Source organism: Cohnella phaseoli (assembly GCF_003386235.1).
GTDB lineage: Bacteria > Bacillota > Bacilli > Paenibacillales > Paenibacillaceae > Cohnella > Cohnella phaseoli.
The window spans coordinates 88,669-102,692 of the sequence record NZ_QRDZ01000012.1; the positions used below are offsets into that span (position 1 = coordinate 88,669).

At 56.8% G+C, this 14,024-nt stretch carries 13 protein-coding genes; all 13 read left to right on the forward strand.

The window, feature by feature from the left end; all coding sequences use genetic code 11:
• Positions 1-5: 5 nt before the first annotated feature.
• A complete protein-coding gene (locus tag DFP98_RS16175; protein WP_116061647.1) occupies positions 6-512 on the forward strand; it encodes a hypothetical protein in 507 nt (168 codons plus the stop codon).
• A 25-nt stretch (positions 513-537) separates the two neighbouring features.
• Complete coding sequence (iolD, locus tag DFP98_RS16180; protein WP_116061648.1) at positions 538-2,403, forward strand: 3D-(3,5/4)-trihydroxycyclohexane-1,2-dione acylhydrolase (decyclizing); 1,866 nt, start codon at positions 538-540, stop codon at positions 2,401-2,403.
• 18 nt (positions 2,404-2,421) lie between these two features.
• Positions 2,422-3,432, forward strand: a complete 1,011-nt coding sequence (iolC, locus tag DFP98_RS16185) for a 5-dehydro-2-deoxygluconokinase (protein WP_116061649.1) — start codon at positions 2,422-2,424, stop codon at positions 3,430-3,432.
• Between the two features lie 33 nt (positions 3,433-3,465).
• The gene (locus DFP98_RS16190) at positions 3,466-4,935 is read left to right on the forward strand and encodes a CoA-acylating methylmalonate-semialdehyde dehydrogenase (protein ID WP_116061749.1); all 1,470 of its coding nucleotides are present in this window, start codon (positions 3,466-3,468) and stop codon (positions 4,933-4,935) included.
• Positions 4,936-4,975: 40 nt separating this feature from the next.
• Positions 4,976-5,788 (forward strand): 5-deoxy-glucuronate isomerase, encoded by an 813-nt coding sequence (gene iolB / locus DFP98_RS16195; protein ID WP_116061650.1) that lies wholly within the window; start codon positions 4,976-4,978, stop codon positions 5,786-5,788.
• A gap of 17 nt (positions 5,789-5,805) precedes the next feature.
• Positions 5,806-6,774, forward strand: coding sequence for an alpha/beta hydrolase (locus tag DFP98_RS16200; protein WP_246016564.1), 969 nt, complete (start codon positions 5,806-5,808; stop codon positions 6,772-6,774).
• 176 nt (positions 6,775-6,950) lie between these two features.
• Entirely contained in the window at positions 6,951-8,300 is a 1,350-nt protein-coding gene (locus tag DFP98_RS16205) for a glucose-6-phosphate isomerase (protein ID WP_116061652.1), read from the forward strand.
• A gap of 173 nt (positions 8,301-8,473) precedes the next feature.
• Positions 8,474-9,259 carry a tyrosine-protein phosphatase gene (locus DFP98_RS16210; RefSeq protein WP_116061653.1) on the forward strand — a complete coding sequence of 262 codons (786 nt, stop codon included), beginning with the start codon at positions 8,474-8,476 and terminating at the stop codon, positions 9,257-9,259.
• Positions 9,260-9,932: 673 nt separating this feature from the next.
• The gene (locus DFP98_RS16215; RefSeq protein ID WP_147310207.1) at positions 9,933-10,277 is read left to right on the forward strand and encodes a hypothetical protein; all 345 of its coding nucleotides are present in this window, start codon (positions 9,933-9,935) and stop codon (positions 10,275-10,277) included.
• Between the two features lie 274 nt (positions 10,278-10,551).
• Complete coding sequence (locus tag DFP98_RS16225) at positions 10,552-11,301, forward strand: YveK family protein (RefSeq protein WP_116061656.1); 750 nt, start codon at positions 10,552-10,554, stop codon at positions 11,299-11,301.
• Complete coding sequence (locus DFP98_RS16230) at positions 11,288-11,974, forward strand: CpsD/CapB family tyrosine-protein kinase (RefSeq protein WP_116061657.1); 687 nt, start codon at positions 11,288-11,290, stop codon at positions 11,972-11,974. The genes DFP98_RS16225 and DFP98_RS16230 overlap by 14 nt, the downstream gene beginning before the upstream one ends.
• Positions 11,975-12,400: 426 nt before the next feature.
• The gene (gene galU, locus DFP98_RS16235) at positions 12,401-13,306 is read left to right on the forward strand and encodes a UTP--glucose-1-phosphate uridylyltransferase GalU (protein WP_116061658.1); all 906 of its coding nucleotides are present in this window, start codon (positions 12,401-12,403) and stop codon (positions 13,304-13,306) included.
• Positions 13,306-14,010 carry a sugar transferase gene (locus tag DFP98_RS16240; protein WP_116061659.1) on the forward strand — a complete coding sequence of 235 codons (705 nt, stop codon included), beginning with the start codon at positions 13,306-13,308 and terminating at the stop codon, positions 14,008-14,010. Before galU ends, DFP98_RS16240 begins: the two co-directional genes overlap by 1 nt.
• The last annotated feature ends 14 nt before the right edge of the window (positions 14,011-14,024 follow it).

The following is a 14,024-nucleotide window of genomic DNA, read 5'->3' on the forward strand; positions in this document are numbered from 1 at the left end:
AGCTGGTGGCGGACTGTCTAACGGTCTGGGAGACCGTAAGAGTCGCGGATGAGAGGTCTGCGGACGGTCTAACGGTCTGGGAGACCGTAAGAAGCGTGGATGAGAGGTCTGCGGACGGTCTAACGGTCTGGGAGACCGTAAGAAGCGTGGATGAGAGGCTGGCGAACTGTCTAACGGTCTGGGAGACCGTAAGAGTCGCGGATGAGAGGTCTGCGGACGGTCTAACGGTCTGGGAGACCGTAAGAAGCGTGGATGAGAGGTCTGCGGACGGTCTAACGGTCTGGGAGACCGTAAGAAGCGTGGATGAGAGGCTGGCGGACGGTCTAACGGTCTGGGAGACCGTAAGAAGCGTGGATGAGAGGTCGGCGGACTGTCTAACGGTCTGGGAGACCGTAAGAAGCGTGGATGAGAGGTCGGCGAACTGTCCAACGCTCTGGGAAACCGTAACTAGTCCGGCGTTATCTTGTGGAGTTCATCCTCGGTGGCATCCGGAACGCATCAACGATAAATGAAGCGGAAATAAGAAAGGAGACGGACATGAAAACGGTACGATTAACGATGGCGCAAGCGCTGCTTGCTTTTTTAGACAATCAGTATGTGTCGGTAGACGGGCGAGAGAGCAAGTTCGTTCGCGGCGTCATGGGCATCTTCGGGCACGGCAATGTGACGGGGATCGGCGAGGCGCTGGAGCGCGCTCCGGGGGAGCTGCAGTACGTTCAGGGCAAGAACGAGCAGGGTATGGTTCATGCGGCGACGGCGTTCGCCAAACAGAGCAATCGCTTGCAGATCTATGCGTGCACGTCGTCCATCGGCCCTGGAGCACTGAACATGGTGACGGCTGCGGCAACGGCAACGGTGAACCGAATTCCGGTGCTGCTGCTGCCCGGCGACAACTTCGCTTCGCGGCAACCGGACCCGGTGCTGCAGCAGCTCGAAGTCGCCTCCGATTACACGGTGTCCGCGGCAGATGCATTTAAGCCGGTCAGTCGGTACTGGGACCGGATCGTTCGTCCGGAGCAGCTGATGACGGCTGCACAACAGGTGATGAGAGTGCTGACCGATCCGGCTGATACTGGAGCGGTGACGCTGGCTTTGCCGCAAGACGTGCAGGCGGAAGCCTACGACTACCCGGCGGAATTTTTCGCTAAACGGGTTCATCGCATCGACCGTCGTCCTCCTTCGAAAGAGGCGCTGCAATTGGCAGCTTCCCTGGTAGCGGAAGCCAAGCGTCCGCTGATCATCGCGGGCGGCGGCGTGCATTATTCGGACGCGACACAGGAGCTGCGCGAATTCGCGGAGGCGCTGGGCATTCCGGTCGCGGAGACGCAGGCCGGCAAAAGCGCGCTGCCGTGGAATCATCCGCTGAACCTGGGAGCGATCGGCGTGACCGGCTCGCTGTCCGCCAACCTTCAAGCGAAGGAAGCGGATCTGATCATCGGCGTCGGGACGCGCTATTCCGACTTCACAACGTCGTCGAAGTCGGCTTTCCGCTTCGGTGAAACGAAGGTGTTGAGCATTAACGCGAACGGCTCCGATGCCGCCAAACTTGGCGGAACGGCCTTGACCGCCGACGCACGCGAAGGGTTGACGGCGCTGCGCGAGACGCTGACGGCGCAAGGATACCGTACTGCATATGATGCGGGCGTATTAGAATCGCGCAAGCGGGAGTGGGACGCAGAAGTCGACCGGTTGTATGCGGAAGAGCATCCTGACGGGCTATCCCAAACGCGGGCGCTGGGAGTCATTAACGAGACGATCGAACCGTCTTCGGTTGTCGTCTGCGCTGCGGGCAGCCTGCCAGGAGATTTGCACCGCGTATGGCGCTCGTCCGAGCCGAAAACTTATCACATGGAATACGGCTTCTCCTGTATGGGGTACGAGGTCAGCGGCGCATTCGGCGCGGCGCTTGCCGAACCGGAGCGGGAGGTCTATGCGCTTGTCGGCGACGGCGGCTATCTCATGCTGCATTCGGAGTTGGTGACGAGTCTGCAAGAGAACCGGAAAATTACCGTTCTGCTGTTCGACAACCACGGCTTCCAGTGCATTCACAATCTGCAGCGCGGTCACGGCAGCGACGGCTTCGGCAACGAGTTCCGCTATCGCTCGCAGCAGACAGGACGTCTGACCGGCGACTATATGCCGATCGATTTTGCCGCACATGCCCGTAGCCTTGGCGCTAAAGCCTATAAGGCCGGAAATGCCGAGGAGCTGCGTGAGGCGCTGCGGCTGGCGAAAGCCGAGACGATCTCGACGCTGATCGAAATTCCCGTCGTACCGGGAACGAATACGTCCGGTTACGAATCGTGGTGGCGCGTCGACGTTCCCGAGGTATCGGTATCGGATAAAGTGGCGGAAGCGCACGGAGCGATGAAAGCAAAAATCCGGGAAGCGGGACCTTACTGAGCCGGGGGAGGAGCCATTATGAGCTATATTACATTCGACAGTTCCAAGCAGACGGATTTCGTAGCCATTGGCCGACTGTGCATCGACCTGAACGCCAATGAGATTAATCGCCCGATGGAAATGACGTCCACGTTCACCAAATACGTCGGCGGATCGCCGGCCAACATTGCCATTGGCATGGCCCGTCTCGGGATGAAAACCGGTTTTGTCGGCAAGGTGGCCAACGATCAGATGGGACGTTTTATTACCGATTATCTGGAGCGCAACGGCATCTCGACCTCCGGGGTGACGACGGATCGGACCGGAGCGGTGACGGGGCTTGCGTTTACGGAGATCAAGAGTCCGAGCGATTGCAGTATTCTGATGTATCGCGACAATGTCGCCGACCTGAAGCTTCAGCCGGAGGAAGTGCCGGAGGAATTGATTGCCGGCGCAAAAATGCTGCTCGTATCCGGCACGGCGCTGGCCGCAAGCCCTTCGCGGGAAGCGGTGTTTCTGGCGATCGACTATGCGCGCAAGCATGGCGTCGCGATTGCTTTCGATATCGATTATCGTCCTTATACGTGGTCGTCGGATGCCGAGACGGCCGTCTATTACAATCTGGTTGCGGAAAAATGCGACATCATCGTCGGCACGAGAGAAGAGTTCGACATGATGGAGCGGTTCGAGCGCAATCCGGAGCGTCTGGACGAGATTACGGCGGCCAAGTGGTTCAACTACGCGGCGAAAATCGTCATCATCAAGCACGGTAAGGAAGGCTCCATCGCCTATACGAAGGATGGCGCGTCCCATCGCGCCGTCAGCTATCCGGCGAAGGTCGTCAAAACGTTCGGCGCCGGCGATTCGTATGCGGCCGGATTCCTGTACGGATTGATGCAGGGCTGGGAGATCGCGCGCTGCATGTCGTTCGGAAGCGCGGCCGCGTGTATCGTCATCTCCAGCCATAGCTGCTCCGACGCGATGCCTACGGCCGAGCAGGTTCACGATTATATCGCCAGATGCGAACGTGGAGAGATTACCGCTACCTAAATGCACGTATAGAAGAAGAGAGGAATGAAACCGATGACCAATTACAACGAATCCGCCGGTTCCGCGGCGCTTAGCAACTATATCGGCGGCAAATGGGTGCCGTCCGAATCTGGAGTAACGGAGCCGGTGTACAATCCGGCGACGGGCGAAGTCATTGCGAACGTGCCGATCTCCAGCAAGGAAGAGGTCGATGCTGCAGTTCGCGCAGCGCAAGAGGCGTTCCGGACATGGAGCCGCACGCCGGTTCCGCGGCGCGCGCGGGTATTGTTCAAGTACCAACAGCTGCTCGTGGAGCGTTGGGAGGAACTGGCGCGCATCATTACGCAGGAGAACGGCAAGAGCTACGCGGAAGCCTACGGCGAAGTGCAGCGCGGCATCGAATGCGTCGAGTTCGCGGCCGGCGCGCCTACGCTGATGATGGGCAAGCAGCTTCCCGACATCGCCTCGAACATGGAATCCGGCATGTACCGTTATCCGATCGGCGTGATCGGCGGCATTACGCCGTTTAATTTTCCGATGATGGTGCCGTGCTGGATGTTCCCGCTCGCGATCGCTTGCGGCAATACGTTCGTGTTGAAGCCGTCGGAGCGGACTCCGCTGCTGGCCCAACGGCTGGCCGAGCTGTTCGCGGAAGCGGGCTTGCCGGACGGTGTATTCAATCTCGTACATGGCGCACGCGACGTCGTTAACGGCATTCTTGAGCATCCGGGCATTGCGGCCGTCTCGTTCGTCGGCTCGCAGCCGGTGGCGGAGTACGTCCACAAGACGGCAAGCGCGAACGGCAAACGGGTTCAGGCGCTGGCCGGCGCCAAAAACCATTCGATCGTTATGCCGGACGCCGACCTCGACGCCGCCGTTACGCAGATCGTGAGCGCAGCGTTCGGCTCTGCGGGAGAGCGCTGCATGGCCTGTGCGGTCGTCGTGGCCGTCGGCGACATTGCCGACCGTCTCACCGACAAGCTGAAGCAGGCGGCGGATGCGATTACGATCGGCAACGGCTTGGAGCAGGGCGTGTTTCTCGGGCCGGTCATTCGGGACTCCCATAAGGAGAGAACGCTTGGCTATATCGCTGCGGGCGAGCAAGAAGGAGCGAAGCTGCTGCGGGACGGACGCGAGGATGCGGCTGTTGGCGGAGAGGGCTATTTTGTCGGCCCGACGATTTTCGACGATGTGAATTGCGAGATGAGCATTTGGCGCGACGAAATTTTTGCTCCGGTGCTGTCGATTATGCGGGCGGAATCGTTGGACGAGGCTATCGAGATCGCCAACCGCTCGGACTTCGCTAACGGCGCTTGTCTGTTCACCGTAAACGGAAGCTCAGTAAGGCAATTCCGCGAGACGATCGACGCCGGCATGCTCGGCATTAACGTTGGCGTACCCGCTCCTATGGCGTTTTTCCCGTTCTCGGGCTGGAAAAAGTCGTTCTACGGCGACCTGCACGCCAACGGGCCGGACGGAGTGGAATTTTACACGCGCAAAAAAATGGTGACTGCTCGATGGTAAGCTCGGGAGCCGTCGCACAGGATCGGGGAGGGAATGTCGAATGAGCAAGCTGATCGTAACGCCGGAATCTACTCCTGGCGCGGATGGACGCGTGCTGGCCGTAACTCCGGCTTCGGCGGGCTGGAAATACGTCGGCTTCGAGGTGTTCCGCCTGCTTCCGGGTCAGACGCTGAGCCGGAGCACGGGCGACAACGAAGCATGTCTCGTGCTGCTGAGCGGCAGAGCGGACGTTCGGACCAACCGTGAAATATGGGTAGGCATCGGACAGCGGATGAGCGTATTCGAGAAAATACCGCCGTATTCCGTATACGTTCCTGCAGACGATACGTACGAGGTTACGGCTTTGACAGAGCTGGAATTGGCCGTATGTCTCGCTCCCGGCACGACGCGTCTTCCGGCGCGGCTGATCGAGCCCGACGCCGTCGGAGTGGAGCTTCGCGGCAGCGGCTCTACCGAGCGGCTGATTCATAATATTTTGCCTGAGTCGGAAGCGGCCGACAGCCTGCTTGTCGTGGAGGTGTTTACGCCGGCCGGTCACTGGTCCAGCTATCCGCCGCACAAGCACGACCGGGACGCGTTGCCGGACGAATCGCTGCTGGAGGAAACGTACTACTACCACGTTCAGCCCGAGCAAGGCTTTGCCGTGCAGCGCGTCTACACCGACGACTTGACGTTGAACGAGACGCTGGCCGTACGCGACGGCGAAACGGTTCTGGTGCCCAAGGGCTATCATCCGGTGTCGGCGCCCCCAGGCTACGAGGTTTATTATTTGAACGTCATGGCCGGGCCGGTTCGCACGTGGAAATTCCACAACGATCCCGCCCATGCCTGGCTGATGCCGCCGCGCAAATGAGGACGGAAACGATTGCGTTGCGCGGACGCGCGGAAGTGAAGCTGACGGCTTACTTGCTCGACGCTTCGCCCGAACTGAGCAATGCGGCCCTTCGGCCGGCGGTGCTCGTATTTCCGGGCGGCGGCTATCGCGGCCTCTCGGACCGCGAAGCCGAGCCGGTCGCAATGGCGTATTTGGCGGAAGGCTTTCAAGCGTTCGTGCTGCGTTATTCCGTGCGAACCGAGTTCCCCGAACCGCTGTTGGACGCGGAAGAGGCGCTTGACGTCATCCGCATGAGGAGCGCCGGGTGGGGCGTGGATCCGGAACGAATCGCGGCCATAGGCTTTTCGGCGGGCGGCCATCTGGCAGCCGCGCTCGGCACGATGGGGCGCGTTCGGCCGAATGCGCTCCTACTGGGCTATCCGTGCATTCTGTCCTCGATGAGCGAGGTGCTGGCCGTTCCTATTCCGTCCGTGCATCGTGAGATCGACGAACGGACGCCGCCTGCATTTCTGTTTGCGGCTTGCGACGATACTGCGGCTCCGGTCGAAAATACGATAAGCTTCATGCGGGCGCTGGACGAGAAGGGCATTCCGTTCGAGGCGCATATTTTCCAAAGCGGCGGCCACGGTCTGTCGTTGGCGAAGACGCATACGTCGGGAGGCTACCGTTCGAACGTCAACCCGCGGTTCGCCGAATGGTTTGCGCTCAGCGTCTCCTGGCTGCGCGAGGTGCTGGGAGATTTTTCGTCCGATGAAGACAATTCCGTGCCGCAGGCGCGAGACGCGGGCCGCTACGGCATTGATGTGGCCATCGGCGGAATGCTGGCGCGACAAGAGTGCCGCGAGGCGATTCTGGAGCTTTTTCCACAGTTGAGCGATAAGAAGCTGGCGGCCAGAGCTTCGTCTTATTCTCTTAGTATCGTTAACGAAGCGCTCCCCGTTCCCCATCCCGATGACCGGATGAGGGAGCTGGACGGCAAGCTGCGACAAATTGCGCTGAAGTAAAATGACTTTCCATAAGCGACTTATGGAGAGTCATTTTTTCTTATGTGGGGCGAGATCGGCATATCTTCATCAAACCTTCATCGTAGCCTGCTTGTATGAAGTTCAATAATTCAGTATCCTATAGCTAATATGCATGACCCAGACCCTTCGAGGTCGAGAGAGAAAGGGAGAGAGCAATGAGCAAAACGATTCAATTCGATTATTCCAAAGCGCTGCAATTCGTCGGTCAACATGAGATCGACAATCTGGCGCCGGCCGTCAAGCTCGCTCACGAGCAATTACATAACGGAACCGGAGCGGGTTCCGACTATCTGGGCTGGATCAACCTGCCGTTCGACTACGACAAAGAGGAATTCGCCCGCATTCAGAGCTCCGCGAAGAAAATCCAGTCCGATTCGGACGCGCTGATCGTTATAGGCATCGGCGGCTCCTACTTGGGCGCGCGCGCGGCAATCGAAATGCTGCAGCATTCCTTTTACAATACGCTGTCCAAGGAGCAGCGCAAAACTCCGCAAATTTTCTACGCCGGCAACAATATCAGCTCGACTTATGTTACTCACCTGCTGCAAGCGTTGGAGGGCAAGGACTGGTCGATCAACGTCATCTCCAAATCCGGAACGACAACCGAGCCGGCCATCGCCTTCCGTATTTTCCGCGAAGCGCTGGAGAGCAAATACGGCAAGGAAGAAGCGCGCAAGCGCATCTATGCAACGACGGACAAGGCGCGCGGCGCATTGAAGGTGCTGGCGACCGAGGAAGGCTACGAGTCGTTCGTCATTCCGGACGACGTCGGCGGCCGCTACTCCGTACTGACGGCAGTCGGCTTGCTGCCGATCGCGACGGCGGGCATCGACATTGAAGCGATGATGAAGGGCGCGCAAGACGCGGCTACAACATACAACAACCCTAACCTGAGCGAAAACCAAGCGTACCAATACGCGGCTGTCCGCAACGCGCTCTATCGCAAAGGCAAAGCGATCGAAATTCTCGTCAACTACGAGCCGGGTCTGCACTTCGTCTCCGAATGGTGGAAGCAACTGTACGGCGAGAGCGAAGGCAAGGACTACAAGGGCATTTACCCGGCTTCCGTCGACTTCTCTACCGACCTGCACTCGATGGGGCAATTTATTCAGGAAGGCAATCGGATTATTTTCGAGACGGTGCTTCAGGTGGGCGAAGTGTCCGATCAGATCACGATCGAGAAAAGCGCGGACGACCTGGACGGCTTGAACTTCCTGGCCGGTCAAACGCTTGATTTCGTCAATAAGAAGGCGTTCCTGGGAACGCTGCTCGCCCATACGGACGGCAACGTGCCTAACCTGATCGTCAACTTGCCGGACATGAGTCCGCACACATTCGGCTACATGGTGTACTTCTTCGAGATCGCGTGCGGCGTGAGCGGCTACCTGCTTGGCGTCAATCCGTTCGACCAGCCGGGCGTCGAAGCGTACAAGAAGAACATGTTCGCGCTTCTCGGCAAGCCGGGCTTTGAAGAGCAGAAGAAGGCTTTGGAAGCTCGTCTGTAATCTCTGAATAGTTCGTATAGGGGCGCTCCCGGGCGCTCCTTTTTTATGGCCAGGGCGTGCGGAGGTTCCGACTTCGCGCGCATTCCTTCGGGCGAGCCAATATGCTAGAATAGGGTCGAGTTTGTCTGGGGCAAGCCGACCCTATTCATTCGATTAAGGGGGCGACGATTCGCATGATCGATATTCATACGCATATTTTGCCGGGCCTTGACGATGGGGCAGCGGATTGGAACGATACATTGAGCATGGCCAAAGCGGCCGCGGCCGAAGGCATAACGAAGCTGATCTCTACGCCTCATCATGCGAACGGTCGTTACGATAACCCGGCTGTGGAAGTTCGGGCACACGTTAACCGAACGAATGAGCGTTTGGCGGATGCAGGCGTTCCCGTCACGGTCGCGCCGGGGCAGGAAATTCGCGTGCATGGAGACCTTCTGGAGGCATGGCATAGGGGGGAACTGCTGACGCTGGCCGATTCCGCTTACGTGTTGATCGAAATGCCTTTCTCGCACGTCCCCAAGGATATGAAAGAGCTGATCCATGAGCTTGGCGTGCTGCGCCTGCGGCCGATTATCGCGCATCCTGAGCGCAATGCGGAAATCGTCAAGCATCCTCGTCTGCTTGCCGAACTGGTCGAGCTCGGCGCCTGCGCGCAAATGACGACGCATTCGCTGTTGGGCGACTTCGGGAGGCAGGTCCGGCAAGCCGCATGGACGCTGTGCGAGAGCGGGCTCATTCACGTTGTGTCGTCGGACGCCCACCATCATGAGCGAAGGGGGTTTCGAATGCGGGAGGCCTATGGGGCGATTCGCCAGCGCATGGGCGAACCATGGGAGGCGTATTACAAGCGCAATGCCCGATGCGTTGCCGACGACATGCCCTTCGATAGTCCTCCGTCGGCCACGGCGTCGGATACTTTATTGAGACGCTTGCTCTCCTTTTTTACCGGGTCATCGTGATAATCGGAACGAAATTAATGCTGGAGAAGCAAGTAACCGGTGAAGCAATCGGGACTCGAAAAGACGAACGGGCGACAGATGACGACCGAATAGGAGGAAAATTATGAAAAAAGGAATAAGCGAAGGGGAAGATTCGGGCAAATTGCCGAATTTTTTTAGATTTCAATCCAATTGTAAGCGATTCCAAATTGACGATGTTTTTAGTGGGTAAAACGTTGCATCCCTCCGTAAAATGGTTGAATCCTCCTAGAGATTTTCGAATGACTGTCCTAAGTCCCTCTTTTCCCATGTTTGAAATCGCCTTTTTTCTCGGCTTAGAGTCTGAACCATCGGCACGAATATTCGAAATCCTTGACTGGGCAAGGGCGGGCGAAAGCGGGTTCGTTTCTGAACGGCGGGTCTATAGTCTGAATAGGACCTCGCGGAAGTAGAGCGCTTCCATTGAACGAAACGACGCCTTGGCACTCTGAATAGTCGGTTTTCCGGTTGCGGTCGACTTCTAAAAATGAGCAGGAATGGCTAATAGGCATCATGTCTTTAATCCCTCTTGAATTTCGATTTTCTATGTCATACTTAGTTCAAATCGCGGCGAACCCGGTTGACGACGACTCGATGACGAATCGGTTAGAGGAGAAAAGTTCAAAACTTCTACCGCAAGCGAAGGTGATTGGAGATGAACGTTTCGAATCCGGCGCTGAAGCAGAAGCAGGAGAGGCTTAAGCTTTTTTTGGAAAGACTCTCGCAGGACGCTTCTCTGAGCCGCCGACACGACTCCGCAAGCGCGTGGTCGTGGGAAGAGCTTCTGGCCTACACCGGATACGATCCCCGGGATGGAACGGTCGACGTGGCCGAGCTTGTTTCCCTGACGTTAGGGAAGCTTGGAATAGAGGCCGACGCAAAGACGATGGTGGAGTATATTTTGAATGGCGGAACGATCAGAGACTTTATGAACGTCGCGTGGCATAGACCGGAAGCGGCCGATATGAACGACTCCGGCCAAGCTTGCGACGATGGATAGGCGATTTTGTTTGTTCGTGAAACGAATGGATTTGTCGGATGGAGCGGCGCTTCGTCCGGATCATTTCGATCATGCAGGGCCGGGGAAATTGCGTTCTATTCCCTTCAGCACGATCTCCGATAAAAACGACATGCTCCGATCAAAGGACGATGCAGTCGTTTTTAATTGGCCCAAAAGTTCTCGTTTTGAATAACTTTTAAATTTTATTATTCTAATCGAACTGATTTTCGAATTCTGAAGAGCAAGAAAACTTACAAGCGACGGAGGAAAAAAGATGGAACTGAAACAATACTGGCTCATCGTCAAAAAAAGACTGCTCCTGATCGCCCTGATCGCAACCGTCGTCTGCTTGAGCGTCGGCATCTATTCCTACTACTTCATCGCGCCGCAATATCAGGCATCGGCCAAGCTGATCGTCAACCAGTACAAGGAAAGCAGCTCTTTGCTTCCCAGCATCGATGTCGGTTCCATCAATTCCACCATCGGCCTCATCAAAACCTACAAAGAAATTATTAAGACGCCGCGCATTATGAAAAGCGTCAGCAAGGATTATCCAGAGCTGAACCTGTCGTATGGCGAACTGATCAGCAAGGTGAGCGTAAGCTCGGTGAATGAAACGCAGGTCATGTCGATCTCCGTCCGCGACCATTCCTACGAGCGGGCGGCCAAGGCGGCCAACGCTGTGGCGGTCGTTTTCCAGAAATCGGTCCCCGAGCTGATGAAGGTCGACAACGTGTCCATTCTGGATTTTGCCGATCCCCAAGAAGCTCGCGGTCCGGTCGCTCCAAATCCGAACATGAACATCGCAGCCGCGCTCCTTCTGTCGCTCATGCTCGGCGTGGGTCTCGCTTTCCTGCTGGAATATTTGGACGACACGATCAAAACGGAGGAGGACATTGAAACGCTGTTCCAAGTTCCGGTGCTGACCGCGATTCCGAGGTTCAAAGAGAAGGACTCTTCCGATCGAGGAAACGGCAAAGTGCAGTTGCAAACGAACAGGAGGGAAAACCATGTCTCGTTATAAGTGGAGCGTCATTACGGACGCGAATCCCAAATCCCCGATCTCCGAAGGGTACCGAATGCTGAGGACCAACGTCGAGTATTCGGCGATCGACCAGACGCTGCAAGTGATCGTGGTCACCTCTTCCAAGCCGGGAGAAGGCAAAAGTACGACGTGCGCCAATCTGGCCGTCGCTTACGCCCAGACAAGCAAGAAGGTGCTGCTGATCGATGCGGATATGCGTAAGCCGTCGCAGCATCATCTGTTCGGAAAATCGAACCGGCTCGGCCTAACGACCGCCCTATTCCGGCAAAAGGAACTGCAGGACGTGATCCAGCAAACAAATACCGACGATCTGGCGATCATCTCTGCCGGTCCGACGCCGCCGAATCCGTCGGAATTGCTAGCTTCCAAGCGGATGGCCGCGTTGCTGGAGACCGCGAGGGAACGATACGACGTCGTGATCATCGACACGCCTCCGCTGATGTACGTAACGGACGCGCAGATTGCGGCCGCCCAGAGCGACGGAGTCATTCTCGTCGTCGAAGCAGGCAAAGTGAAGAAAGACGTCGCGCTTAGAGCGAAAGCGTCACTGGACCATGTGAAGGCCAGATTGATCGGCGTCGTGCTCAACAACGTTCCGCGTAAACACTCGGATAGCTATTACTACTATTACGGCGATCGAAACGATGCCTGAGCGAAGGCTTTAGGCGAGGAACGCTTGCACGTAAGGTAATGTCTCCTGCACCTCTATCACCGGAGGCACTCGGTCATGCTGTGGGTCAGCCGACCTTAGACGTATATCGTCGAGGGTGTGACGTGAGGAAGGGTTCGATGCCCATGTTAGGAAGTCAAAAAGTCCAATTTTGATCACGAAGAGGTTCGAGGAAGCAGATTCGGCGTCGAATCTTGAATTCAGCCGGATCTTCCGGTACTCATGTAGGTTTGCCTACACTCCGTTCCTCATCACCGGTCTTCATCCAACCTTCTCGGTGCTGAAAATCGAACTTTTTAACCCTGATTTGCAAGGAAGTCCAAAAGTCCAATTTTAATCACGAAGAGGTTCAGAGAAGCGGATTCGGCATTGAATCAGACATAAATCAAAAGGATAGGTGAGATCAAAATGGTGAGAGTGAAAAAAGCGATTATTCCCGCCGCAGGTCTCGGCACCCGTTTTTTGCCGGCCACGAAAGCGATGCCCAAAGAGATGCTTCCCATTGTTGATAAGCCGACCATCCAATATATCGTCGAGGAAGCGATCGAGTCCGGCGTCGAGGACATTATCGTCGTCACAGGCAAAGGCAAACGGGCGATCGAAGACCATTTCGACATCGCGTTCGAGCTGGAGCACACGCTGGAGGAGAAAGGGAAGCTGGACATTTTGGAGAAGGTCCGCAAATCCTCCCAGGTCAATCTGCACTATATCCGGCAAAAAGAGCCCAAAGGGCTGGGACACGCCGTATGGTGCGCGCGCAACTTCATCGGCGACGAGCCGTTCGCGGTATTGCTCGGGGACGATATCGTAGAGGCCGAGGTGCCTTGCACCCGGCAGTTGATCGAACAGTTCGAGCATACGGGTCGTTCGATCATCGGCGTGCAGACGGTAGGCGTAGATCAGACGCACCGCTATGGCATCGTCGATCCGGGCGAAAGGACGGGGCAGCTGTACCGGGTCAACCGCTTCGTGGAGAAGCCGCCTCAAGGACAAGCTCCCTCCAATCTGGCCATTATGGGCCGGTACGTGCTGACGCCCGAAATTTTCGAATATTTGGGCCGGCACGAGCTGGGCGCGGGCGGAGAAATCCAACTAACCGACGCGATTCAGAAATTGAACGAGGATCAGGGCGTTTACGCGTACGATTTCCAAGGCGTCCGGTACGACGTGGGCGAGAAGATCGGCTTCATAATGACGACGATCAATTTCGCGCTGCGCAATCGCGAATTAAGGCACGTATTGATGACAGAACTGGAGGAGATCATGGACCGCGAACTGGTGAAGCAATTAATTTCGGGAAGGGGCGATACCTGATGAATACCGGTCCGCATTACCGGGACGAAGCGATAGGAGGAGCATCTTCGAATTACCGCCCGACTGTCCTGCGCAAACGGGAAACGCGGAGGACATTCTCCCTCTATTCCGCGATGAAGCGGACCGTCGACCTGATCGGATCGCTGACGGGGCTGGTGCTGATAAGTCCGATGCTGGCCGTCGCCGCTGCGTTGATCAAGTGGGAGGACCCGCAAGGTCCGGTTATTTTTCGCCAAACGAGAATCGGCAAGGACGGGAAACCCTTTTGCATGTACAAGCTTCGCTCGATGTATACCGATGCGGAAGACAAGCTGAAGGAGCTGCTCGACCGCAACGAGATCAACGGCGCGATGTTCAAAATGAAGGAAGATCCGCGTGTGACAAAGATCGGCAGGTTCATTCGCAAGACGAGCATCGATGAGCTGCCGCAATTGTTCAACGTGATCAAAGGCGAAATGTCGCTCGTCGGCCCCCGGCCCCCTCTACCCAGGGAAGTGGAGGAATACACGGAGCGCGACAAAAGACGGCTATCCGTCACGCCGGGCTGTACGGGATTGTGGCAGGTAAGCGGAAGAAGCAGTCTCAGCTTTAAGGAAATGGTCGAGCTTGACATCGCCTATATCGAGAAGAGATGTCTCTGGTTCGATCTCAAAATCATGCTGAGAACGTTTAAGGCCGTTGCCGGCTCCCGGGACGCATTCTAAACAGACAACGGAGG